Annotated in this window: 23 protein-coding genes, 1 tRNA gene and 1 pseudogene; 12 read left to right on the top strand and 13 right to left on the bottom strand. The window is 44.7% G+C overall.

Annotated features, from left to right (window positions below; genetic code table 11):
• The first annotated feature begins 48 nt into the window (after positions 1-48).
• Together MKY58_RS20060 and MKY58_RS20055 are read left to right on the top strand one after the other, a co-directional pair.
• A complete protein-coding gene (locus tag MKY58_RS20060; protein ID WP_339321802.1) occupies positions 49-1,416 on the top strand; it encodes an ABC transporter substrate-binding protein in 1,368 nt (455 codons plus the stop codon).
• Between the two features lie 193 nt (positions 1,417-1,609).
• A tRNA-Ala gene (locus MKY58_RS20055) sits at positions 1,610-1,683 on the top strand.
• Between the two features lie 256 nt (positions 1,684-1,939).
• Here MKY58_RS20055 and MKY58_RS20050 read toward each other — a convergent pair.
• From MKY58_RS20050 to MKY58_RS20035, 4 genes are all read right to left on the bottom strand, one after another.
• Entirely contained in the window at positions 1,940-3,067 is a 1,128-nt protein-coding gene (locus MKY58_RS20050; RefSeq protein WP_339321801.1) for a site-specific integrase, read from the bottom strand.
• Between the two features lie 78 nt (positions 3,068-3,145).
• Positions 3,146-3,364 carry a hypothetical protein gene (locus tag MKY58_RS20045; protein WP_339321800.1) on the bottom strand — a complete coding sequence of 73 codons (219 nt, stop codon included), beginning with the start codon at positions 3,362-3,364 and terminating at the stop codon, positions 3,146-3,148.
• Positions 3,365-3,381: 17 nt separating this feature from the next.
• The gene (locus tag MKY58_RS20040) at positions 3,382-3,591 is read right to left on the bottom strand and encodes a helix-turn-helix domain-containing protein (RefSeq protein ID WP_339321799.1); all 210 of its coding nucleotides are present in this window, start codon (positions 3,589-3,591) and stop codon (positions 3,382-3,384) included.
• 16 nt (positions 3,592-3,607) lie between these two features.
• Positions 3,608-4,243 carry a hypothetical protein gene (locus tag MKY58_RS20035; RefSeq protein ID WP_339321798.1) on the bottom strand — a complete coding sequence of 212 codons (636 nt, stop codon included), beginning with the start codon at positions 4,241-4,243 and terminating at the stop codon, positions 3,608-3,610.
• Positions 4,244-4,427: 184 nt separating this feature from the next.
• On the opposite strand from MKY58_RS20035, the gene MKY58_RS20030 reads away from it, so the two are divergent.
• Positions 4,428-5,438 (top strand): phage/plasmid replication protein, encoded by a 1,011-nt coding sequence (locus MKY58_RS20030; protein ID WP_339321797.1) that lies wholly within the window; start codon positions 4,428-4,430, stop codon positions 5,436-5,438.
• 313 nt (positions 5,439-5,751) lie between these two features.
• Here MKY58_RS20030 and MKY58_RS20025 read toward each other — a convergent pair whose 3' ends face one another.
• The 7 genes from MKY58_RS20025 to MKY58_RS19995 all read right to left on the bottom strand — a co-directional run bounded on the left by MKY58_RS20025 (position 5,752) and on the right by MKY58_RS19995 (position 9,582).
• Complete coding sequence (locus MKY58_RS20025; RefSeq protein WP_339321796.1) at positions 5,752-6,624, bottom strand: hypothetical protein; 873 nt, start codon at positions 6,622-6,624, stop codon at positions 5,752-5,754.
• A gap of 97 nt (positions 6,625-6,721) precedes the next feature.
• Positions 6,722-7,342, bottom strand: a complete 621-nt coding sequence (gene radC, locus MKY58_RS20020; protein WP_339321795.1) for a DNA repair protein RadC — start codon at positions 7,340-7,342, stop codon at positions 6,722-6,724.
• A 116-nt stretch (positions 7,343-7,458) separates the two neighbouring features.
• On the bottom strand, positions 7,459-7,641 hold the full coding sequence (locus tag MKY58_RS20015; protein WP_339321794.1) for a hypothetical protein: 183 nt from the start codon (positions 7,639-7,641) through the stop codon (positions 7,459-7,461).
• A 105-nt stretch (positions 7,642-7,746) separates the two neighbouring features.
• Complete coding sequence (locus MKY58_RS20010; RefSeq protein ID WP_339321793.1) at positions 7,747-7,926, bottom strand: hypothetical protein; 180 nt, start codon at positions 7,924-7,926, stop codon at positions 7,747-7,749.
• 35 nt (positions 7,927-7,961) lie between these two features.
• Positions 7,962-8,180, bottom strand: a complete 219-nt coding sequence (locus tag MKY58_RS20005) for a hypothetical protein (RefSeq protein WP_339321792.1) — start codon at positions 8,178-8,180, stop codon at positions 7,962-7,964.
• A gap of 85 nt (positions 8,181-8,265) precedes the next feature.
• Complete coding sequence (locus tag MKY58_RS20000; RefSeq protein WP_339321791.1) at positions 8,266-8,979, bottom strand: hypothetical protein; 714 nt, start codon at positions 8,977-8,979, stop codon at positions 8,266-8,268.
• Between the two features lie 240 nt (positions 8,980-9,219).
• Positions 9,220-9,582 carry a helix-turn-helix transcriptional regulator gene (locus tag MKY58_RS19995; protein ID WP_110841797.1) on the bottom strand — a complete coding sequence of 121 codons (363 nt, stop codon included), beginning with the start codon at positions 9,580-9,582 and terminating at the stop codon, positions 9,220-9,222.
• A gap of 219 nt (positions 9,583-9,801) precedes the next feature.
• Here MKY58_RS19995 and MKY58_RS19990 point away from each other — a divergent pair, with 219 nt between their 5' ends.
• The 9 genes from MKY58_RS19990 to MKY58_RS19950 all read left to right on the top strand — a co-directional run bounded on the left by MKY58_RS19990 (position 9,802) and on the right by MKY58_RS19950 (position 23,176).
• On the top strand, positions 9,802-11,529 hold the full coding sequence (locus MKY58_RS19990) for an S-layer homology domain-containing protein (RefSeq protein ID WP_339321790.1): 1,728 nt from the start codon (positions 9,802-9,804) through the stop codon (positions 11,527-11,529).
• Between the two features lie 86 nt (positions 11,530-11,615).
• The gene (locus MKY58_RS19985) at positions 11,616-11,813 is read left to right on the top strand and encodes a hypothetical protein (RefSeq protein WP_339321789.1); all 198 of its coding nucleotides are present in this window, start codon (positions 11,616-11,618) and stop codon (positions 11,811-11,813) included.
• Between the two features lie 92 nt (positions 11,814-11,905).
• Positions 11,906-12,262, top strand: a complete 357-nt coding sequence (locus tag MKY58_RS19980) for a hypothetical protein (protein WP_339321788.1) — start codon at positions 11,906-11,908, stop codon at positions 12,260-12,262.
• A gap of 419 nt (positions 12,263-12,681) precedes the next feature.
• The gene (locus MKY58_RS19975; protein ID WP_339321787.1) at positions 12,682-15,936 is read left to right on the top strand and encodes a helicase-related protein; all 3,255 of its coding nucleotides are present in this window, start codon (positions 12,682-12,684) and stop codon (positions 15,934-15,936) included.
• The gene (locus MKY58_RS19970; RefSeq protein ID WP_339321786.1) at positions 15,933-16,589 is read left to right on the top strand and encodes a DUF4391 domain-containing protein; all 657 of its coding nucleotides are present in this window, start codon (positions 15,933-15,935) and stop codon (positions 16,587-16,589) included. Before MKY58_RS19975 ends, MKY58_RS19970 begins: the two co-directional genes overlap by 4 nt.
• A 21-nt stretch (positions 16,590-16,610) precedes the next feature.
• Positions 16,611-18,467, top strand: coding sequence for a site-specific DNA-methyltransferase (locus tag MKY58_RS19965; protein WP_339321785.1), 1,857 nt, complete (start codon positions 16,611-16,613; stop codon positions 18,465-18,467).
• Between the two features lie 15 nt (positions 18,468-18,482).
• Complete coding sequence (locus MKY58_RS19960) at positions 18,483-21,536, top strand: DEAD/DEAH box helicase family protein (RefSeq protein ID WP_339321784.1); 3,054 nt, start codon at positions 18,483-18,485, stop codon at positions 21,534-21,536.
• Positions 21,537-21,710: 174 nt separating this feature from the next.
• Positions 21,711-22,232: a hypothetical protein gene (locus tag MKY58_RS19955; protein WP_339321783.1), complete on the top strand. Its 522-nt coding sequence runs from the start codon at positions 21,711-21,713 to the stop codon at positions 22,230-22,232.
• Positions 22,229-23,176: a hypothetical protein gene (locus MKY58_RS19950; protein WP_339321782.1), complete on the top strand. Its 948-nt coding sequence runs from the start codon at positions 22,229-22,231 to the stop codon at positions 23,174-23,176. Before MKY58_RS19955 ends, MKY58_RS19950 begins: the two co-directional genes overlap by 4 nt.
• 637 nt (positions 23,177-23,813) lie before the next feature.
• On the opposite strand, the pseudogene MKY58_RS19945 reads toward MKY58_RS19950, so the two are convergent.
• Positions 23,814-24,059: pseudogene (locus MKY58_RS19945) on the bottom strand (tyrosine-type recombinase/integrase); the annotation flags it as partial.
• A 275-nt stretch (positions 24,060-24,334) separates the two neighbouring features.
• Positions 24,335-24,940, bottom strand: coding sequence for a recombinase family protein (locus MKY58_RS19940; protein WP_339321781.1), 606 nt, complete (start codon positions 24,938-24,940; stop codon positions 24,335-24,337).
• Positions 24,941-25,599 lie beyond the last annotated feature (659 nt).

The following is a 25,599-nucleotide window of genomic DNA, read 5'->3' as shown; positions in this document are numbered from 1 at the left end:
AAGGCAATAGGCAGGTTTTTTAATAAAAGGGGAGGAATGATGCAGACTATGGGGAAGAAGAGGCTTGTAAGTTTGATGCTGGCAGCGGTAATGCTGCTGATGGCAGCCTGCAGCGTGAACATGGGAGAAGAAGAGCCGAAAGCGGCGGATCCCGGTACGAAAGGCGCCGAAACGAAAAGCGGGGCGCAAAAGGTCGTGTTCTGGCATGCCATGGGCGGGGCGACGACGAAGGTCGTGGATCAATTGGTGGACAACTTCAATAAGTCGCAGGATAAAATCCAGGTGGAAGCGGTGTACCAGGGAACATATGACGATTTGCTGAGCAAGCTGAAGGCGTCAATGGGCACCAGCGAAGGGCCGACGGTCGTGCAGATGTACGAAATCGGCAGCCGGTTCATGGTCGATTCCAAGCTGATTACGCCGATGCAAAACTTTATCGATCAGGACGGGTGGGACGTCGGCCAGCTTGAACCGAACATCAGCGGCTATTATACGTTCGACGACAAGCTGTATTCAATGCCGTTTAACACGTCGAATCCGATCTTGTATTATAACAAGGATTTGTTTAAGGAAGCCGGACTTGATCCGGAAAACCCGCCGAAGACGTTTGAAGAGCTGAAAGCTGCCGCGGACAAAATTTCAAAAACGGGCAAAGCGGTCGGCGCGAACTTCGCGATTTACGGCTGGTTCATGGAGCAGTTTTTCGCAAACCAGGGAGCGGAATACGTCAACAACGGCAACGGCCGGGACGACCTGGCGACTGAATCGCTGGTGAACTCCGACGCAGGCGTGAAGGTGATGACGTGGTGGAAGGATCTGATCGACACAAAAGCAGCCAACAATCTCGGACGGAAAACCGACGACTCGAAAAAAGCGTTCTCCGCCGGCCAGGTGGCGATGATCCTCGACTCCACGGCGGCGCTCAAAGGATTGGTGGACGGCACGACAGGCAAATTCGAGGTCGGAACGGGCTTTTTGCCGAAACCGGCAGATGCCAAAGAAGGCGGCGTCATCGTCGGCGGCGCGAGTCTGTGGATGATGAACAACCGTCCCGACGAGGAGCAAAAGGCGGCCTGGGAATTCATCAAATTCCTGACCTCGCCAGAGCAGCAGGCATTTTGGCACATCAACACCGGATATTTCCCGATCACGACCAAAGCGTATGAACAGGACAGCGTGAAGGAAAATCTGAAGAAGTTCCCGCAATTCCAGACGGCGATCGACCAGCTGCATAATACCAAACTGAACCGGGCTACGCAGGGCGCCGTCATGGGCGTTTTTCCGGAAGCGAGACAAATCGTCGAAGGCGCCATCGAAGAGGTGCTCAACAACAAAAAGACGCCAAAGGCGGCGCTGGACGACGCGGCGAAAGAGATTACCGCCAAAATCCAGGAGTATAACCGGACGGTGAAATAAAACTGCTGTGGAAGGAGATGCCCTTTTGGCCTCTAAGGCCGGGGCGTCTTCTTTTTTTGAAAAAAAGTATTGCACAACTCTATCCGCTATGATATATTATAGGAGTGCTCTTCAAAAGAGCGATACATACTACGGGGCCTTAGCTCAGCTGGGAGAGCGCATCGCTGGCAGTGTAGAGGTCACAACTTAAAACGGGGCTATAGTTTAGGGGGAAAACAGGTCGCTGGCAGCGATCAGTCGGCGGTTCGATTCCGCCTAGCTCCACCAAAAAAGTCTGCAAACCCTTGCTACATAAGGGTTTTTTATTTTTGTCTGCGGCTTTTGATGAGTGGTGAGGCATGCTGCAATGAACTGCACTGACTTCAACTATTCTAAAATAAACTCTTCAAAAACGGCCGTGGTCACAACTGTGGTCACAAAAAATTTCAACCGTCAGCGTGGTCACAGTGGTCACAAATATCCCCGGAAACGACAAAAAGTTTCGTTCGCATGACCGCACCTGTCATACAACAAAACTTTTTGATCAGAGCATATTCTCTTTTCCAAACAGCATGTCACCGTATTTCTGAGCTGTATCTTTGTGAATGCTTGGCAATACGTGACTGTAAGTATCAAGGGTGATCCTGATATCCGAATGTCCTAGAATTTCCTTTACAATCTTTGGGTTTATCCCTTCCTTCAGCATTAGTGTTGCAACTGTATGCCGGAGATCGTGGAATCGAATTCGAGGAACTTCTGCTTTCTTGATGATTGCATAAAAACTTCGTAATACATTCCTCGGAATGACCGGCGTTCCGTTGCTTGTGCAGACGACAAGGTTCATATCTTTGTACAGCGGCCCGCAGGCAAGCTTTTCTCTGGCTAAAATTCGCTTGTGTTTCTTTAACTCGGCAATAAGCTTGTTATTCAAGCTTATGCTTCGTGTACTCGCTTTTGTTTTTGTTTGTGGGGACAACTCCTTGCCGTCATGGCTTAATGTTTGTCTTACAGTAAGAGTACCGTTCTCAAGGTCAACATCCTTCCATGTTAAGCCAAGAATTTCACTTTGCCTCATTCCTGTGTTGAGTGCCAACAAGAAAGCAATATACAGTCGATTATCGCGTGCTGCATGCAAGAACGCCAAGGTTTCCGGTAAGTCCCAGACCGTCATCTCCTTTTGAGATACTTTTGGAGTCTCAGCATCCTTAACGGGATTGTAAGATACATATTTTCGCTTGACTGCGGCATCAAAAGAACTTTTCAAGACTTTATGAATATCGAGGATGCTACGCTCGGACAACTGCTTTTCCGTTTTCAACTTAATGTAAAACTTCTCAATCATGGCTGTTGAAATTTTGGTTAGCTCATAATGGCCAAGTGCAGGGCTGATGTGATGATCGACACGTTGGGTGTAGGATTCAAGCGTAACCTTGCGGAGCTTAACAGACTTACTTACAAGCCATTCCTTCAAAAACTCCGAAAACAACATATTGGATGGTTTCACATACGTGTTATCATCCAATTGTTGCTGCACTTTCCGCATTTCACGCTTGGCATCTTTCTCTGTACGGAATCCGCGTTTCTTGATTTGCTTCCGCTTGCCGTGCTCGTCCTTTCCGGCATCAATGACAAAGTAAAAAGTTCCTCGCTTTTCATCTTTCTTAACACTCATTCTGTTAACCTCCATCTTTATAATTGTTCGGACAAAAAAAGGCGAGCTTCAGCAGCCCACCGGGTTTTGCAGCTCAATTTAATCACCCCCTTTCTTGGGATGCTTGATGATGTAATCGTAATCCTCTCGTGAGATAAGTCCTTGTTCGATACATTCCAGCAGAAAGAACCTATCCTCGATCTTGCTTCGACGTCTGCTCTTTGACTTCGGCTTGCGGTTTGCTTTTTCTTCAGGCTCAATTAGTGGAGCAATGAAATTGATCCACTTCTCGCCTTTCCGGATTCTCCCAGTGATCATGTAGCTAGGTTCCCTCCTCAATCTTGGTTGGCTGAGCCCTTCAGCCACGTCAGAAACACCGTTTTTGATACCATGATCCTTCGACCTGCTCGTGCAACATGAAAACAGCCGGAGTTGACCAGTTCATATGCTTGGCGGCGTCCGATGCCCAAGATCGATTGAATGTCGGCAACGCTGAGTACGGATGGATAGTCTTTGATTTTCTTCTTCTGTGCTTGCACTGTCATTTTGAAAATCCCCTTTCTATTGTTTTGAAGTTTTACGTTGGCTACTGGACTCTGTCAGTTGATCAAAATGTTTACTCCACTCATCTGAAGTTATCCAACGAGACGACTTCTTCCAGTCCAAGTAGCTTTCAGCGGCCATCTTATTGTGTGACTTCGAATAATTCTTCAGATTAAAAAGGCTGAACAACGAATATGCCATTGACACAACAAATTTCATGTAGACACTATTCAGCTTTCTTTCAGAAATATCATAGTGGATGATTTGACGCCGATCATCACTATCAACTTCAAAGAGCATAAGCCCTAAGCGTCTTCTGTACTTAGGTGTTCTGTATTTTTCTTGTTGAAACGGAATGCTGATGACGCGAAATCCTTGCTCATAAAAATCATCGTTGAACAAAGTAACATCGACATTAAAATCCTTTGCTATCGCACATGCGACTTTGTAAGGGCAATCCTTTGTTTCCCCGCGTTCAATTACTGACAATGCCTGCGGAGAGATAATCTCAATGCGTAATGCCACACTCCTGCTTGAATATTGGTCGCCAAACTCCTTCTGAAGAAGCTCTCTTATGTAGCGGATTCTTGGCCCAACATCCTTTACGGCTAATTCCTCGAATTGCTCACGATTTAGTTTGATTGTCTTGTTCATTCTGGTATCCTCCTGTTCACTCTGTAGCCATACTATACACCACTATAATCCAAAATTCAAGACATGGTTATCTTGAATATTAGATTAAAGGATGATAATCTACTTTCACAAGCTAGATAAAATTGCGAGTTTCACTAATAGGTGAACATCTGTACTTTTAACAGAACAATAGGGAGTGAGTAGATTGATAGATACAGTGAAAATCGATATTGGTATGCAGCTTTCTCAGCAAGAAATAGACAGTGTTCCATGGACGGACATCAAGGAAGACCCGAATACGAACACAGTCTTTTGCAGGTTGTTTGACACTAAGGACAAGTCTGTTCCGCGTATTACATACACCTACAAGAAGGATAGCGAAAAGGGTTGGATGAAAGTCGAAGTATCCATCCCACATTACATGTATGGAAGCAATGTGTATGAGATTACGCCTGCCGACATCAAGCATTTTTATCGCAAACTGCGGAAGCACTTGGCATACCAACTGCGTTTGCGGTTGTCTGACATTCCACGAATTGAACAATGTGAGGTCGAAAAACTCCACGTCTGCCACAACTTCAAGGTTGACAACCATTTGGAAGCTTACTTGAGGATACTATCTTCCATCAGTCTGCCCGGCTACAAGCCAACAACCTATTGTGCGAAGGGGAGCAGGCAACCGGAATCGGTAATTTGGAAGCAAGGCAAGAGTATAATCAAGTTTTACAATAAGTTCGCTGAGGTGCATCAGAAAGACAAGTCACCGGATCATGCACAGCATCTCTGTGATGCAAAAGGCTTATTGCGGTTTGAAGTGGAGCTGACTGATTATGAAATGCGTCAGAAGAGCAGTCACCGTCTTGTTGGCGAGCTGCTTGATCCAGCGTATGCCAGGAAGATTCTAAAACAGAAGTTGTCGCAATTAGGCGTAGACCAGCCAATAAAAGCATCCTCTATGGAATCTATGCTTGACCTTATTAATCGTGCGGATATGGGCGGCAAATCGAAAAATGCACTTATTGGTTTCCTGACTCGCATGAAGTTTGAAGGAGAAGGTGCATGTAGGCGTGCTTTTAGCAAAAGTCGCAGTTCTTTCCACAGCCACTACAATAAACTGAATAAACTGCTAGGAACCGACAAAATCGTATTCAGTGACATTGATCTGCCACCGCTGAAGCTTAAGAAGCGGGATAAAAAAAGAACTGCCCTCACCTAAAGAGATGGGGCAGCCAAGTAGTTCATCCATAATGCTATTATAACGAATGCATTGTATCCGGAAAAGCGATCTTCATGCTTTTGCGTCTGGGGCCCGCGAACGAAGTGAGCGGGCCCCTTCTCTTGTCAGTTTCGACGGACCTGAGTCTGGTTAACGAGTCGCATGAAGCCAGTCAAGGGCCGTAGGGGCGAAGCCGAACCCTTGACTGAGCGGTGCGACAAGCCGACACTCTTACTTGTCCTCAGCGTTAGCTGAGGAACGCCGTACGGCGAGTGACGGGATTGTAAAGGGTGTTAACCCTTTACGTCCTCCCTCAGGGAGCGGAGAGGGTGGTCTTTAATTGGCGAGCGAAACGAGCCGCTTTTCGGTTGCTGATGCAGGATATGGACAACCTTAATCCGTATACACCACGAAAACGCAATTCCTGCTGGTCACGTTTCAGTTCATTGCAAACATCAAGTGGCAACGGGATGGTGTAGCTTTGGTTATTGACCTCGATGGGAGTTTTGTAAGCATAGAAGGGCAACTGCAAATGCGTTTGAAAGAACATCCTCAATCCGTTGTCGAACCGCAGATAAACCTCATTGTCGTTGATCGAAACATGTACAAAGAGTTCGTCCGCAGAAAAGACATAATGGGAAGGGAAGCAAAGGCCATTCTCGCTTACTGTGAGCCCCACAGAAGCTTGTTGGTTCACTCGGAAGGTCTTTGTCCTGTCTGACTTGTACAATCCGTCTAAAGCCGATTTCACTCGTTTTGATAATGCGGACAGCAGATCAGGCAAGCTGCCGATCAGCTTGACTATCGCCCGCAGAGGCATCCGCAATAAATCCACATTGATGTACAATTCCTTCATCTGGCGATCTGCAAACATTCCACCGCTGACTGCTCCGGGACTGTACATTTTGAACAGATATACCTTCCAGCCGCTCAATTGCTCGATTGTTTCACGGATGAACCTGAATTTGACTCGCAGCCCGCTGAATGGAACATCCTTCGGCACCATGATTTCAATCCGTTCATTCCGGCATTCCGATTCGCATACGAGCTTCCTTGAAGCGTCGGGTAATGTTATGTGTTGCAGAACAACAATTGTCGTAATTGAAACTGCCGGATGCGGATGAAGTTCGACCTTGCTTCCGTTCGTTGCAGCTGGTAACTGAAATTGTTGCTGATGGTTGTTCATGCGTATATTCCTCCAATGTGAATTTGATGGTCAAAGATACAGCGGCAAGCTATAATAGCGAGCCGCTGCGGATGGGATTGCGTTCAATGTCCGTCGTTTATGAAGTCATAAGACCACGTTCCTTGAGGCTGATGAATTGGTCTCCGCCTACAATGATATGATCGAGCACTTCAATGCCGGTAACATCCCCGGCTTCGACCAGACGAGCCGTGAGTTGAATATCTTCATGTGACGGTGTGCAGTCGCCGCTCGGATGGTTGTGCGAAACTACGATTGAGGCTGCGGATCGCTTGATGGCAGCTCGAAAGACTTCGCGTGGATGCACGATGGCTGCATTGAGCGAACCCTTCGAGATCGTCTCCGGTCGCCCGATGACATGGTTCTTGGTGTTCAGAAAAAGAACAACGAAGTGCTCCTGTTGCAGATACCGCATCTCAGGAACCAGCAAATCGGCTGCATCCTTGGGGGAGCGGATCACATGCGGATGACTGTAAACAGGTGCATTCAATCTCCGTGCGAGTTGCAGGGCGGCGATGATTTGGCGTGCTTTCACTTTGCCGATGCCCTTGATGGCGGTTAGTTCCTGCTCCGTGACATTCATCAGATCGGTCAGCGACGGGAAACGGGCAAAGATTTGATCCACGACATAGGAGTCCGGCTTTTCGGCGAGTGCCTCGCTAAACAGCGTTTTGATTGACGGCATTTCATATACATTCATGTGGTTGACCTCCATTGAAATGCAAAAAGGAGAAACCGCGGCGGCTCCTCCAGTTGCGTGATTGATGAATTTGAATTATGATGATGACAATACTTTTTTTCTTGATCGCCTCGTCTCTATTTGCGGGCGATTTTTTCTTTTTCATGGGCTTCAATCTGCATTTCAATCATGACCAGCTTGATCAGTGTTTGGGCATATACCCTGCCTTCCTCAGTGTCAAAGCGGGCGTTTCGATCCATCATCCGCATTGCTGTCATCAATTGGTTCCTTCTGGCTAACAACTCCTGCACGTTCTCCATGTGTCTTACCTCCCTTCAATGGCATGAAAAATAACCCTCCTGTCGATACAACAGCACGGCTATCTGCAATCATCTGTATGAACTGTTTCCGGCGAGCTTCGCCATTCATCTAAAGATCGGCGATGTCTGAACGGTGTAAGTAATCAGAACCGTGACCTGCCCATTGCGAAGTGCGACAACGGCATACTTCCCTGCATCCAGTGTCACAGAGTAGATGTATCCTTTTTGTTCGCAGAATCCGAGGTATTCTTTCTGGCTGTTACGCTTGAATGATTCATAAGTCATCTTCCCAGTCTCCTTTCTCCCAAAATCGTACATCCTCACGCCCCAGCCAGTCGTTTCCTGTGCCGTTGCAGTTGTTGAGGAAATTCGCGTTGAAAGTAGGCAACGGTCCAGCGAGCGGCGGTTTCTTCATCTACGCCATAGGTTCGGCGGCAGTAGGTTAGAAGAACGCGGCCAGCCATACTGAAGTGTCCATTCATAACAAGCTGCTTCAGAACGGTAGAAACATCTTTTGGCAATCCTTTTTTCACAACCATGTTGTTCACCCCCTTTCAAGTGGAATAGCGGTATAAAAACAAAGCGAGCCAAGGATCGCTCCCTGACTCGCTGGAAATCAATATTTTATTGCTGTACAAGATTGACGATGGCATCGACTACCGGATCGAATCTGGCTACCTTCGCCTTATTTCCTCGCAACGAGTAGCTCGGATGATAGGTACGATAAGAGTGATACGGCAGCTTATCATGGATGACTCGACATAACAGATTGAGCGGCATTCCATTCACTGAATCCAGAACCGACCCGGCAAAAGTTCGTTGCAGTCTGTCGTCATAATACGGCCCGGTAAAAAAGAGAACAACATCAGGACTAAGTACCTTAATCTCATAAGGTAGCAACGGGAAATTGTTGCAGAAAATCTCTTCAACTTCGGGTGAGGGTCTTGTCCTGTTCTGATCGAGCTTGATTAGATTGCTGGTCATATAACCGTCTTTAGGGCCGCCGGGATTTAGCTTATCATAGATGATTCTGCATGCTCTCCAGAAAGGTGTATGTCCCCATTTACCATCCCGCCTGAACCGGATGTAATCGTTCTGTAAGTCGCAAATTGCCTCCTCCGGTTCTCGATCTACGTGATCAATATATTGTCCCCAACCGTTTGTTTCCTTCCCAACAAATAGTACTTTGATCGAAGCCTCTTGATAAGGCTCATCCGCATCGATCAGAAACGGATTAGATAAGCTGTGCAGGTTAACGTTCCCATCTGCAAGTGCTCTTTTCAACCGGTTCCAGTATTCCAAATACATCACCTGTAACTGCTCTCCGATCTGATTCATTCAACAGCAATCCTTTCATTCGGTTATGGTGATTGTCTACGAGAATCAACAATCCGGGTTTCAAAACGAAAAAAGACTTGGATCACTGTCGGCAAGCGACTGATACCAAGTCTTTCGTACAACAGGGGTAGGGCATGAAACGGCAGGCCACCCCCTCGCAAATAATGCAGGGTGGTACCACCGGAAAATATATGTGATTTTTCCCCCTATTGGGCCGTTTTTATCGAATGCAGTCTTCTTTTAACGTCCTTTGCGATCCATAGCGTTCAGGAATTCGCGGGCCATTGTAAGCACGAAATTGACCTCATCTACGCTACGATCAGCTATTAATGTGTTCAAAGCCCTGATCTTATTCTGAATCTCATCTGCATCAGGATGCTTTGCATTGCCATCTGCAATCTCAAATAGCTCGGCAGGCTTGATTCCGAGTGCTGCAATGATCTTGCCCAGCGATTCCAGTGATATATTACGGGTTCCTCTTTCCACGTCGCTTATATAGCTATAGCTAAGGCCGGATTGCTCCGCCAACAGCTCTTGCGTCATCCCTCTAAGCTTTCGTATGTTGCGGATTTGATCCCCAACCAATTGTTTGAATTCTACCATTACGTCACCCCTACTTCAGATTAGTAGAGGACGACTGATACGCTTATCCTATCATAGTGACATTCTAACTACACATATAAGTTAAATAACTGTATAATAGCCCTGACTGGCTACTGCCAGAATACTACAAATGGGGAGGTGTCGCTAAAACCAGAGACAAAAAATCATCCAAAGAGAATCTGAAAAAACAATCATCTGCATCGAAAGGAGAAACACACCATGTCAATGAAGAGAATGACATCGCTAATCATTACAGCACTTTTAATGTTCAGCATGCTTGGAACAGCATCGGCAGCACTACCTGAGTACGGAGAAGAATGGCAGAATGCACCGGAAAAGACACCATCAGTGTCATTTACAGACCTTCCGGCAACCCATTGGGCTTACAAGTACATAGCTGAAATGGTTAATCGGAAAGTGATTGACGGTTATCCAGATCACAAGTTTCGACCAGAGAACACCATCACTCGGGCTGAATTCGCAAAGATCATGGTAACGGCTTCAGGTATTCAGCCAAACAAGGTGAATTATTCATCATTTTCCGATATTCCGGCTACAAACTGGGCATCACCGTTTGCAGAAGCGGTTAAGGACTACCTGAACGGGTACCGTACGGCGAACGGTCAGTACATTTTCAATCCTTCTGGACCTGCCTTGCGTGAAGATATCACAGTAGCCCTCGTCAAGTTAAAAGGATACGATATGAGCCGCTTGCCAGATCAAAGCACCATTCAAGCGATGTTTAAAGATTACAACGGCATATCCGAGTCCGCCAAAAATTACGTAGCCATCGCAGTCGAGAATGGATTGGTCTCCGGATTCCCCGATGAAACATTCCGTCCGCAAGCAACCGTTACTCGTGCTGAAGCTACAGTAATGCTCTGGAGGGCGTACCAATATGGAAGTGACAATAAAGAAGTCGGGGGCGGCAATCCGTCGACTACATCGCCAACGCCTCCGACAACAAACGCGAACCCATCAGGAACTGGTTCATCACCATCTACCGAACCGCAACAGCCGTCACAAGCAGAGAAATTCAGTGTAGAAACGCTTGTTGGCGGATCAGGTGCAGGTGATGTAGACGGGCCAGTACGGATGGCCAAGATCAATCAGATCGACAGCATGGTTGTCGACAAGGACAATAACATCTACTTTCTGGACAGCCAGAAGATGAAGATTCGTAAATTCAACAACTCTAATGGAACTGTAGAAACCTACAAAGCCATTGATAAAGACTTCAACTGGGATTACAAGGATGCCAATGGGCAGAACAAGCACTTTGACTACAAAAGTCTGACACCGATGAAGCTGGCTTACAACAATGCAAACAACAAGCTGTACCTTGCCGCGAAGGTGTCGGCTCGTTCCATCATCTACGACATCACATCCGGCGTCAGTGTAGTAGCGTATGACCTGAACCATGAGGAAGCCCGGTTCTATGACTTCATCACATTTCCTGATTCCAAGAGCGTTCTGTACGGTGTTACAGGCACCCATGAATCGCATGTGTATGAGGGCCAGCTTAATCAGACTCAGGTGGAACGGGTAGCCAGCAGCACGGACTACAGTACAATTGATCTGTCTGATTACTACGGCTACGCTCCAGTTGCCGGGGCATTCGCGACAAACAACAACTTGTATGTGTTTGGGCGGAGCAAAATGTACAGCTTGCAACTGTTTCCGGTAAAGGTGGACAAGGTATCTGAATATGAAGATATTCGTTTTGACAGCGTAGCCGCGAACAATGGCAAGCTGTATATGACGAACGCGGGAACGGTGTATGAGATGGGAACGGGTGGTAATATGATTACCTTCGTTGACGAGAGCAATCTGAAATACAAGGATGGTACACCGATCAAGAAAATGAAGCAGTTGAGTTTCGACAACAATGGCAATGTCATTTTCTACGATGACGACAGCAAATCCATCCGCAGAATCAATTTGTAAAATGTGAATCCATCCGCATGAAAAATGCAATTCACTATACGAGTGGGAGAATGGATGATGTCTTTGTAAGAAGGAAGGTCTGAATTATGGCAACAACAGCATTGTTATTGAAAATCGTCGGAGCAATCATTCAAGTGAGCAGCATTGTCTACACGATCACTGCAATATCGAAAAAGAGGGGAAAACATATCTGGATCGGCGTTGCTTTGTTCATTGTCGCATGTCTGTTATTGACTCAGGCTACGCACATGGAAGACCGTATTCGCGGAGGATACGGATACTGAAGTTACTGGAAGAAACATCGCGGCGGAGAGGACGAACTGTTCTTTCCGCTTTTGTCTGCATTTAAGGACTTAGCCGGGAGGCAGGATATACATTGGATAAGCTCATCGAATTGTTTTTAGGGGAAGCATTTAAAGTGGGATTGCATAAGTTGCTAGGTCATAAGCCTGAGCGGCCCAAGGATACTGCCGGAAGTATCGGATGTCTGATCATTATCTTGATGATTGCTCTCTATCCTATCGGTATTTATTGGCTGAAGCCACGGCTGGAGGTCGGATCATTTTGGTATGAACACATCTATACATGGCCGCTGTACATCATTGGCTTATGGATTACTTACCATCTTCTTCGGTTTGTTCTCTACTGTCTAAAGGAAATTCCGTTCCTCACTATAATGCTTGCCGGAATCATCTGGTTCGGATGGTACGCACATAAAAGAGGCTGGATGTAGATGTTTCTGTTACATCCGGCTTTTGTTTCAATTTCCCGAGCCGATTCAAGACGAAGTCGGCTTTTTATTTCATCCTACGTTACAATTTCCCGATTCCTACGATAGATAGAATATTGATTAGGCGATGTGAAACAACAACAGTTGACTACGTAAGAAAAAATACCGTTCTCATCGCCTCCCAGTGCTTCTGGCGGCGGTACTGAAGGGATAAATCAATAAAACGCCGATTCAACACCCAATTCACGTTACATTATTAATGATCGGCCTATATATAATCTGGAGGCCCTTTAGTACAACTGATCTCCTACCGATAAATACATTAGGAGAAATGGGTAGTAAGAACTAGTCCAACAGGAATTCTGGCAATGAATGCCGAATAAAGAATGTTGTTTGACTTCCCGGTAAACAAGAGGTGAGCAATGGACATTATCAATAACATCGACCGTCTACTCGGCGATGACCTTAAACAATCGATCCGAAAAGGTTCGCGGCTATCGATTGCAGCATCCTGCTTTTCGATTTACGCCTATGAAGCATTAATGAAAGAGCTGAATCAGGTGGAAGAAGTGCGTTTTATATTCACTTCACCTACCTTTATCGCGGATAGCATTAAGAAAGAGAAGCGAGAGTTTTACATTCCGAAGTTGACCCGGGAGAAGAACCTGTATGGTTCAGAGTTTGAAATCCGGCTAAAAAATGAAATGAACCTCAAAGCGATTGCAAAAGAATGCAGCGACTGGATTCGTAAGAAAGTCACATTCAAGTCGAATCGCACTTCAGGTGCAATGCAAGGGATGTTGAATTTGCAGACATCTGACGATGCAATCACATACATGCCAGTCGATGGCTTTACGACGGTCGATCTTGGATATGAGAAAGGCAATGCTCTATCCAAGATGGTGAACAAATTCAATGAGGTTCCGTTTACCAAAATGTATTTCGATTTGTTCAATCAAGTCTGGAATGACAAGAGCAAACTCGAAGATGTGACAAATCAGGTGGCCGAGCATATTTCATCCGTTTATAAAGAGAACTCGCCGGAGTTCATTTACTACGTTATTCTGTACAATATCTTCAATGAGTTCTTGTCGGACATTACGGAAGACATATTGCCGAACGAAGCAACTGGCTTCAAGGAAACGGAAATCTGGAAGCGGCTCTATCACTTTCAGAAAGATGCGGTGCTCGGTGCCATTAACAAGCTTGAGAAATACAATGGCTGTATCCTTGCAGACAGCGTCGGCCTCGGGAAAACATTTACTGCTCTTGGCATTATCAAGTATTATGAACTTCGCAACAAGTCTGTCTTGTTGCTATGTCCGAAGAAGCTTGGCGATAACTGGCTCACATACAAACAGAACGTGACCAACAACATCTTGTACGCCGACCGTCTGCGATACGATGTGCTCTACCATACCGACATTTCTCGTGAGAGAGGCAAGTCCAATGACATTCCGCTCGACAGATTGAACTGGGGCAACTATGACCTGCTTGTCATCGACGAATCGCATAACTTCCGCAATAACGAAGCGAAGAAGGACAAAGAGACCCGATATCAGAAGCTGATGCGGAAAGTGCTCAAGAGCGGTGTTAAGACGAAAGTACTGATGTTGTCGGCAACTCCAGTGAATAACAAATTCATGGATCTTCGCAATCAGCTTGCACTGGCTTATGAAGGAAATCCAGAAGAGATCAACAACAAGCTGGGAACGGAGCGGGGCATCAACGACATCTTTAAACGGGCCCAGTCTGCCTTCAATCAGTGGTCTAAGCTGGATGCCGCTGAACGGACGACGGAGACGCTGCTAGGTATGCTTGACTTTGATTTCTTCGAACTGCTAGACAGTCTGACCATCGCTCGCTCCCGTAAGCACATTCAGAAGTATTACAAGGCGGAGGAGATCGGCGAATTTCCTAAGCGATTGCCGCCTTTATCCAAGTTCTGCAATCTGACAGACAGAACGGATGTCATCGGCTATAATGATATTTTTATGGAGTTGTCCAGAATCAACCTCGGTATTTATGCTCCGTTCAAGTACATTCAACCGAGTCGCTTGCGACTGTATGAAGAAATGTACGATACGAGTGTAAAAGGCGGCAGTGGGAGCTTCAAGCAATTGGACCGGGAAGGCAGCTTGCAGCTCCTGATGCGGATCAATTTACTCAAACGGTTAGAGAGTTCCGTGGAATCTTTCCGGTTGACGCTATCCAAGATGATATCCAAGCTCGGTCAGACATTGGAGAGAATTGAGGCTTATCAGCGAAGCGGAAAATCAGATGCGGTTGGATACACCGAGATTGAAGATACCAGTCTCGATGATGACGATTGGTTGGATGATGATTTTACCATCGGGGATACCATCAAGATCAATCTATCCGATATGGATGTGCTTCGATGGAAAGAAGATTTGATGAGCGATCACCACATTCTATCTGCTCTTCATGAAGAGATGCAGAAAGTATCGCCCGAACATGACGAGAAGCTGAATGCTTTGAAACATGTCATCGATGATAAAATCAGACAGCCTATCAATCCAGGCAATCGTAAAGTGATCATCTTTAGTGCATTCACGGATACCGCGGCGTATTTGTACAACCATCTATCTGCGTACATGAAGTCTAAATACAACATCGATACCGCCAAAATTGTCGGCAGCGATGAGAACAAGAATACCGCCGGACTTCGGAATGACATCAGTACATTACTCACCTGCTTCTCCCCGCGATCCAAGGAGAAGAAGCTGACCATGCCTGATGTCGATGGCGAAATCGATCTGCTCATTGCGTCCGATTGCATCTCCGAGGGGCAAAACTTGCAGGATTGCGACTTTCTCATCAATTATGATATTCACTGGAATCCGGTACGAATCATCCAGCGGTTTGGACGAGTGGATCGGATCGGCTCGCAAAACAAATCCATTCAACTCGTGAATTTCTGGCCCAACATGACGCTGGACGAGTACATTCAGTTGAAAGAACGGGTCGAGAACCGCATGGTCATCATGGATATGACGGCAACCGGCGACGACAACGTCCTGTTCAATCAGTCCAGCGATCTGGAATACCGGAAGCAGCAGCTTAATCGCTTGCAGAAGGAAGTCGTCGATCTGGACGACATGAATACGGGTGTATCCATAACGGATTTAGGTCTTAATGATTTCCGCATGGATTTGGTGAACTATGTTAAAGAGAATGGCGAACTCGATACCGTTCCAAGCGGACTGCATGCCGTTGTATCTGCTGATGAAGATAAAGGAGTACAGCCCGGCGTCATTTTCGTTCTTCGCAATGTGAATGAAGAATTGAACCCGGACAAGCAGAATCGATTGCATCCTTTCTACCTGGTCTACTTGAGTGACGATGGTGAAGTCGTCACCAATCATATGGATGTCAAGAAGACACTCGATGCTCTGCGAGCCCTGTGCAGAGGACAATCTGAACCTGTCTTGGAGGCATGTCGCAGCTTCAATCAAGCGACAAAAGACGGCAGGAAGATGGATGCCTATTCCATGCTGCTTGAGGAAGCGATCCGCTCTATTGTACAGGTTAAAGAAGAAGGCGATCTGGATAGCTTGTTCAGTTCGGGCGGCACAACGGCTTTAATTGATTCGGTCAAAGGGCTTGAAGACTTTGAACTCATTACCTTTGTCGTTATTCGGCAGGTGGATGCATGATGTTCAAGCTACCATCAAGCACACTTGTGAATCGCAAAATACCGAAAAATAAGTTCTATGAGAAGCTTCACGCCAATCAACATCTAAAGGAACTGTTTACCGAGCAAGTCGAGTCGATCATCTGGAAGCACAAACTATCCAAAGAGACGATTCGTCTCGAACCGAAAGATGACATTGAGGAAATTCAGGTGTTTGAGGTTCACTTGAAAGAGCGAACCTACTCACTTGATTTGTTGCGGAGCATCGACAAGGCGATTCCTTACCCCATACTGCACGTCATTATATATGAAGATCAGGCAAAGCTCGCAATCGCCTACAAGGAGCGGAATCAGACCGATGATAACCGCTCCGTTGTACGTTCCTATCACGAATCGGAATGGCAGCCTGTAGAAGAATTGAAGCTGAACATCATTCAAGGACTTGATTTAAAGGCCGTATACGAGAACATCATCCGACAACTGTTGCCGATTAACTCGAAGCCGGAAATGGAGCTTGCAGCCGTTCTAGAGCGGCAAGCAAGCATAGATAAACTGAGGCTTGAATGCCAACGGCTGGAGTCCAAGATTCGCGGCGAAAAGCAGTTCAATCGCAAGGTCGAATTGAATATGGAACTGCAACGTAAACGTAAAGAATTGAATCAACTTCTCAATTAAGTAACTGGAGGTCAATCTTTCATGAACAAACTGACGATGAAATCAGTCGATCTGACTCAGGTCAATATCGACAAGCTTGCAGAATTGTTTCCTAACGTAATTACAGAAGCAAGAGATGAACAAGGAAAGATCAAACGTGCGGTTGATTTTGATTTGTTGAGACAGGAGCTATCTGACTACCTTGTTGAAGGGGAAAGAGAACGGTATCAATTGACGTGGCCGGGGAAGAAGGAATCAATTATTAATGCGAATACCCCTATCGATAAGACTTTACGACCACTTCCAAAGGACAGTGTTGACTGGGAAAATACTCAGAACATATATATTGAAGGGGATAATCTTGAAGTATTGAAATTGCTTCAGGAATCTTATTTAAACAAGGTAAAATGTATTTATATTGATCCTCCATATAATACGGGTAAAGACTTTATATATAAAGATAATTTCAAAGAGCCCTTAGATGAGTATCTTGAGAACTCAGGGCAAGTTGATGATGAAGGCGTTCGCTTTTTTCAAAATACGGAATCAAATGGACGATTTCATAGCGATTGGCTGACATTTATTTATTCGAGACTGAAAATAGCAAGAAATTTATTAACTGAGGATGGCATTATCTTAATCTCTATTGATGACAATGAAGCTAAGAATATGAGAGAGGTACTGGATGATATTTTCGGGAATGAAAACTTTATTTGTCAATTTATATGGAAGAGCAGACAGATGGTTGATAATAGGACAAAGACAGGAGCCTCAATAGATCATGAATATATTATCTGTTATGGCAGAAGTAATTTGTCGACTCTCAGAGGTAGTTTGAAGGATTTGGACAAGTTTTCTAATCCAGATAATGACCCTAGAGGTCCTTGGAGAAGTGCAGACTTAACTGGACTAGCTACAATAGATAAGCGGCCAAACTTACACTACGATCTAATTGATCCTAAAACAGGTATTTCATATTCATGCCCACCTAAGGGGTGGAGATATGACAGAGAGACCATGACGAAGAAAATAAACGAAGGAAGAATATTGTTTCCTTCAAGTCCAGAGGGCCGTCCACGCCATAAACTTTTTCTAAATGAAATGAGTAGTCAGTATACAGGATTCAGTAGTCTTATCTCAACAGACATCTATACTGTCCACGGCACAAGGGAATTGTCAGAACTATTTCCTGAGTCCGTATTTGATTTCCCTAAACCAACCGATTTAGTTATGACATTATTGGAACAGACAACTAATACGGAAGATCTGATTCTTGATTTCTTCTCCGGTTCCGCAACAACGGCTCATTCGGTAATGAAACTGAATTCTGAAGATGGTGGAAATCGAAAGTATATATTGATACAGCTTCCAGAGAAAACAGATGAAACATCAGCGGCGTACAAATCCGGTTTCAAGAATATATGCGAAATCGGAAAAGAACGTATCCGTCGTGCAGCGAATAAGATCAAAGAAGAAACAGGAGCAGACATCGATTACGGTTTCCGTGTATACCGAGTTGACTCCAGTAACATGAAAGATGTGTATTACACGCCGGACAAGCTTGGCCAGATGAATCTAGATGATATGGCGTCGAACATCAAAGAAGACCGTACTGGGGAAGACTTGCTGATTCAAGTGATGCTGGAGTGTGGACTAGAGCTTTCATTGCCTATGGAATCCAGAGAAATAGAAGGGAAGACCATCCATTACGTTGCAGGCAACTCTTTAATCGCTAGCTTTGATGAAGAGGTGTCCGAGACGGTTATTAAGAAGATTGCAGAGGATCAACCTCTTCGCGTTGTATTCCGTGACAGCTCCTTCCGGGATGATTCTGCTCGCATCAATGTTGAAGAATTGTTCAAGCTACTCTCACCAAGCACTGAAATTCAAGTGCTGTAAGGAAGGTGAGCAGCGATGAAGATTAAATTCAAACACCAGCAGTTCCAATTGGATGCAGTAAAGAGCATTGTTGACGTATTTCAAGGACAGCCCAACGAATCCTCTCGCTTTACGCTTGATAAAGGTCGTCGTCAGAAGAGTGTGGAAATCGGTGATCTCTTTCAGCAAACAAGCGGCAACGATTCGGAATATGGGTTCAAGAACAATCCTATCAAGCTAGTCGATCAGGAAGTCCTGGGCAATATTCAAGCGATACAACGTCAGAATGGATTGAAACTATCGGAGCGGCTTGAGGGTAAGTACAATCTGACGGTTGAAATGGAAACTGGTACGGGTAAAACCTATACGTATATTCGGACGATGTTCGAGTTGTACAAAAAGTACGGTTGGAGCAAATTCATTATCGTTGTTCCTTCGATCGCGATTCGTGAAGGTGTACTGAAGACATTTCAGATTACCGAAGACCACTTCATGGCGGAGTATGGATCGAAGGCACGTTACTTCGTTTATAATTCCAAGGACTTGCCTCATATTGATAGGTTCGCAAGTGACGCTGGCATTAACGTTATGATTATTAACGCTCAAGCGTTTAATGCGAGAGGTAAGGATGCAAGAAGAATTACAATGGAGCTGGATGACTTTCAATCTCGACGACCAATTGATGTAATCGCCAGCACAAATCCTATACTCATCATCGATGAGCCACAATCCGTTGAGGGGAAGAAGACGAAAGAGGCTTTGAAGGATTTCAAAGCGTTGTTTACGCTGCGATATTCGGCAACTCATCGGGAAGACTACAACAAAGTCTATCGCCTCGATGCTCTGGATGCCTACAACATGAAACTGGTCAAGAAAATTAGTGTGAAAGGCATCTCGGTCAAAGGATCAAGCGGAACGAACAGCTACGTCTACCTCGAAGGCATTGATGTCAGCGACAAGCATGCTCCCGTTGCTAGACTTGAGTATGAAAAACGAACCAAAACCGGATTAACCAAAGTATCCAAGAAGATCGTCACAGGCGATGACCTCTATCAATTGTCCGAGAATTTGGAGCAGTATAAAGGTTACAAGGTATCCGAGATCAACGGTCAGAATAACAGCATCAGCTTTATTAATGGAGTCACGCTGTTCGCCGGAGACGTGCAAGGTGATGTCAGCGAGCTTCATTTCCGGCGAATCCAGATTCGGGAGACGCTGAAATCTCATTTCGAGAAGGAGCGGGTACTGTTTCATAAAGGGATTAAAGTTCTCTCGCTCTTCTTTATCGACGAAGTTGCCAAGTATCGAAAATACGATAAAGACGGCAACGAACTGAACGGCGATTATGCGGATATTTTTGAAGAAGAGTACATGGAACTCCTGAACGAACAACTGTCATTGTTCGCAGATGACCCATATGTTCAATATTTGAATAACATTCAAGTGAAGGATACGCATAAAGGGTACTTCTCCATCGACAAAAAGAGCAATCGGTTCGTTGACTCCAAAGTGTCTGCCAGAGAAACGGACTCCGATGATGCAGACGCATATGACCTGATTATGCGACAGAAGGAGCAACTTCTCAGCTTTGAGGAACCGACAAGGTTTATTTTCTCCCACTCGGCGTTGAAGGAAGGCTGGGATAACCCGAACGTATTCCAGATCTGCACGCTCAAGCACAGTGATTCTACGATCAAGAAGCGGCAGGAAGTTGGACGAGGTTTACGCCTCTGCGTGAACAAGTATGGCGAACGGATCGATTCGAGTATTCCGGGTATTGACGTTCACGAGATTAATGCATTGACCGTTGTCGCCAGTGAATCTTATGAGCAATTTGCCAAGCAGCTTCAGAGCGAGATTGCCGCGACATTGTCGGATCGCCCACGAAAGGCAGACAATAGCTTCTTCTTGGAAAAAGTACTTGTGAATGCCCGCGGCGAACAATTGAAGATTGATGAGAGACTCGCAACCAAGCTGCAGAATGCGTTTATTCGTAACGGCTATACCGATGATGACTACAATCTGACGGATGCTTATTTTGCTGCTGTAGAAGAACAAACCATCAAACTACCTGACGAGCTGAATGCACATCAAGAGCAGCTTATTGAACTGGTTAAATCGATCTATGTTGAAGGCAAGTCGGATATGACGAACGATGATCGGAAGAATACAGTTCCGAATATCACGGTGAACAGCAACTTCCATAAGAAAGAATTCAAGGAGTTGTGGAGCCGAATCAATAAGAAATCGGTTTACACGGTTCAGTTCGATTCGGAAGAATTGGTGCGGAAAAGCATCATGGCGATTGATATGAACTTGGAAGTGCCTTCTATTCGTTATTCCATCAAGCATGGTGAAATGAATGAGATCGAATCTCGTGAACAATTGAAGCAGGGAGAAGCGTTCGTAATTCGAGAGACGGACGCGGATTATGTTCATCAAGCTGCGGCGTCGAAGATCAAATACGACTTGATCGGCAAGCTGATGGATGAAACAAAGCTCACCAGAAAAACGATTGTGGCTATCTTGAAAGGCATCAAACAAGCGAAGTTCATGCTGTTCCAGAAGAATCCCGAGGAGTTTATACTTCGGGCGTCCAGACTGATCAACGAGCAGAAGGCGACGACGATCATTGAATCCATTACGTATGATGTGATCAATGATACGTTCGATACCGATGTGTTCACGAAGAACACGCTGAAGGGTCAGCTTGGGCAAAACGCGATAGCTGTTGAGAAGCACATTTATGACTATGTGGTGACGGATTCGAAGATCGAGCGGGCTTTCGCGAAAGAGCTGGATACGAGCAAGGAAGTAAACATTTACGCTAAGCTTCCACGCGGATTCTACATCCCGACCCCGGTCGGTGACTACAACCCGGACTGGGCGATTGTATTCAAAGAAGGCGATATCAAGCACATCTACTTTATTGCTGAGACGAAAGGTTCTTTGGACTCCATGGAGCTGCGTGAAGTAGAGAAGGCGAAGATTGAATGTGCACGGAGGCATTTTGCCAAGCTCAATTCAGATCAGTTGAAGTATGATGTTGTAAACAACTACGAGAAGTTGATGGAGATTGTGAAGGGGTAACAATATTATATTGGGCCGGGGATTAATCTTTTCTGATCCTCGGTTTTTTATTAGTTGGACAACAGGAGAAGTTTTTATCTTGACAATTTTTAAAGAGCGTTGACAGTATTAAGCACTAGGTTATAATTAGGGGATAGAATAAAGTGGAAATGGGAAAAATGAGGAGAACAGGTTATGATACAACAATTCTCGCCGAATGGCAATCTGACACCTGGGATTCACACCTATAAAATAGATGAGTTCGAACAACAATTTGTACATGACTTTTCAACTTCAACACGTCGGACAGCAATTTATAATAATTTCAGACAGTGGCTTGATCAATTACTTCAAGTCCTTCCTCCACGTTATGTGTGGCTAGATGGAAGTTATCTTACCCAAAAAATTGATCCTAATGATATTGATCTTGTGTTGTTCTACTATCCCGAGGATATTCAGGATCAGCAACAAGCTGCTATACTTGGAGATTTAATTAATCGTGTTTCCAGAGGTTATGATTGTGATGCTTATCTTTGTTTTTCATTTGAGCATTGGAGCCCGCAACAACTGCAAGCTTTTCCACAACAGAATCATACAATAATGCAGACCTATTGGATGGGACAGTTCGGCTTTGACAGATCCCGGGAACCAAAGGGAATGGTACAGATAGAACAGCAAGAGCTGATATCAATAACGGCAGGAGGTGTAAAACCATGAACGCCTTCGATGAGCTAACAAATCGTATTAAAGAGACAGAAGAAATTATTGAAGTTTGCAAAGCGAATCATAAAGCTATAGGGTTACCAGATTATATCTCAAACTTGGAGATTGCTTCACTACAGCAGAGACTTACTGATCTGAAAAGTCAAATTAATGAAGAGGTACGAAGCCATTCAGAGGAACTAGAGGTTAGATTAGAAACAAGAGATCTTCCTTCTGGACAAATTCCAGTAAGGACACTTACAACAGTACTTGGTGGTTTACAAGCACTTACTGACAGTGTTGCGAATACATTATTCAACCAGCCAAGTAACCGTGGTCCAATTCCACAAGATATTATTGAACGCAACTCGTGGGTGCTTAAGACTGTTAAAGCAGGATCGTTTATTGCAGTTATTGACTTGAAGCATGAAAACCAAATGTCCATGGATGAAGTGCCTCAACATCAGATTATTTCAGAACTCTATAGTCTATTCAATGCTTCCGATGATGAAGAACCATTACTTGATGCAATCTCATCATTGGGAACGAGAACCCTAAAATATTATACGGACTGGACTAAGAGTATACGTGATTTAAATGTTCCAGTAGAAATTAATTGGACTACAACACAAGCTCAAAATGAGGAAGTAAAAGTATCTTTTGACCCAGATAAGGCGGATAAGATTTTCACCATTCTTAATGAGAGATTAACTTCGAGAGAGGAAGAGATTATCCTTCAAGGAAGATTAACTGGAATTAACGTAAGGACAAATTCCTTTGAGCTTTGTACAGTTGATGGAAACAAAATTGTAGGCAGGATAGTTAAAGATAAAGTTTCAAAATCTGCAGGATATCTTGATAAAAGTTGTCGTGCGGAGTTATTAAAAATTATTACCCGAAGCTCCGCTGGACAAGAAAAAGTGTCGTGGACTTTAAACGACGTCGAAGATGTGGAATAATTGTGTGCTAAAGAGTGTCTGATCTAGTCTCATCTTCTTCGTTTAGTTTCCGAAATCAACAGATACTGTGAATTGTTACCGTGGTCACAGTTGTGGTCACATAACCCCCGAAAACAGCCGGAAACAGAGGGATACACCAAAACAGAGCGATGCCCGAAAAGCCTTATGGGAGTAGGCTTCCGGGCATCATGGAAAACAAGAGGACAGTACATCTCCACACTGGCAGCGATGAGGTCAGGGGTTCGATCCCCCTAGGCTCCATAAAAGAAAACCCTTGGGAATCAAGGGTTTTTTTGTTTTACTACAAAATGTTATGCTCTGATGAAGTTAAAGGTGGGGACGAAATTTCCAATGAACTGTTATGATTTTGCTACAGATGATAAAAAGCGCCATTAGTAGGCGCTCAGGCTGTCGAGAAACCCCCATGTTTTTTTACAGGGGGTTTAAAATTGCCTCACCGGTCACTGAAGTAGGGTTCTCAGAGCGGTTTAAATCGATTTTTATTTTAAAAGATATGGTTTCCCCATATAAAAATTAGAGTGTCGAAAAGTCCGTTGGACTTTCTCGACACTCTGAGCGCCATTAGTAGGCGCTCTTTTTATACAACGCGATTCGATTCACTTAAAGGATGAGAGTGTTAGGAATCAATATTTGAGACGTTTTCTGCCACTGAGAATAGGATTGAATTAAATGTATTTGCAGCAAGTTGATCTGCGGATTGAAGTACATGTCCATAAACATTCATTGTCGATCTAATGTCTGCGTGCCCTAGTCTGCTTGAAATTGTTTTAGCATGGACACCTTGATTAATAAGTAAAGTTGCAGAAGTATGTCGTAGGTCATGGAAGCGAATTGGTTTCAGCTTTTTTCGCTTAAGAAAACGCCGAAGCCATGTTCCTGGAGCTGTTTAAAAGATCTGATGTACGGCAAACGTCTATCGTTTAAAGAGCTTTAAAGAGGCTTCAGCGCACTTTGTTGCCGAGCAGCATCCGCTTCCATTTTTTTCACCCTCCACCGAAAAAGGTTTTTGCTCTCAATATTCGGGAAATAGGCTCAAAAAATGTTGGCCATAAAATTAACGTTCGGCTTTCATACAAAAATAAGCAAGCTGCTGGAACTAACCAAGGGTCTAAATTGCTTTAAAAACCGAATATTAAATTAGCGGTTAGCCTCATACTCCTGGACACGGCGGTAAAAGGTGGACTTCGTTAGTCCGGCTAGTTGCATAGCGGCTGTTGCTGTGAGCTGACCTGCTTTCCATGCGTCATAGGCTCTAATAAAAGTTTCGTTAATGTGATGCCGTGGACGGCCAAATGTTACACCACCTGCCCGCGCAACCTCGATCCCCTCCGCCTGCCGCTGCCGGTTCTTTTTGCGCTCTTGCTCAGCTACGTATGCCAACATGCTTAAAAATTGATCCTCAAGCAGCTTTCCAGTGTCACCCATTGTTTTGAACTTTCGGCTATCAAATAAGGCTTCGTTATCCAAACATACGACATCCGCATCGACTTCCCGGGTTATGTACTTCCATTCACGGATGATTCCGTCATAGTCGCGTCCAAGCCGGTCTAGCGCATCCATATACACTAAATCTCCCTTACGAATCAGCATTCGCATAGCTTGATATTTGGGACGCTCAAAATCCTTGCCACTCATTTTGTCAACAAATATGTAACGTTCCTCTACTCCAAGCTCCCGGAACTTCACGAGCTGTCTTTCCGGATTTTGATCTTTCGCAGAGACCCGAGCATAAGCAAGCTTCATTGTCTTATCCTTCTAGTATCAAAAAATAACGGTTCGTTTTTGGGACGTTTCTAAAGTCATTTTAGGGGATTTTGGAACGGGAATACAAGCTTTATATCATAGTCTCAAAAAGCATGCTTTTCGAGACAAGGAAAAGAAAATGGCAGCAGCGCAACGGCATGCTTTATGATGAATGTTTACTCCATGCACATAAATGACAAGGTCCATGTACAAAATCGTAAGTTTTTTTAGTAATTACACTAACCATCCTTATAGAATAGTTGTTTATATATTAGACGGATTATCAAGCTAAGAGCGACAACTCAGCCATGAAAGATTCGTGATCCTAAACAATTATGAGGACGGTTGTTGAAAGGATGAACGGCATGAAGTAGTTCTTCATCGTAACTTCTGCAAAATCATACCTTTGAGGAAGAATTCCCAAAGAAGTCCGTTACCGTTTTCGTTGAAACTTTGTTGCCAAGCAGAGTAAGGGATCTACGAAATAGATCTTTACATCATGAAAAAGCAATAATTAGGGATCCCCTTGTAAATCATTGTCGAATTACATTATTTTTCGACATAAAAAAACATTATAAAACTAGTATATTCTACCTATATGGAATTATAGATGGAATATGTTACTATTATTGGTGTAAATAGGAATAAAATTAGGTGAC

Source organism: Paenibacillus sp. FSL W8-0194, assembly GCF_037969745.1.
Taxonomy (GTDB): Bacteria; Bacillota; Bacilli; order Paenibacillales; family Paenibacillaceae; genus Paenibacillus_AQ; species Paenibacillus_AQ cookii.
The sequence above is the reverse complement of the archived record's forward strand: the minus strand, read 5'-3'. Positions and strand labels throughout refer to the sequence as shown.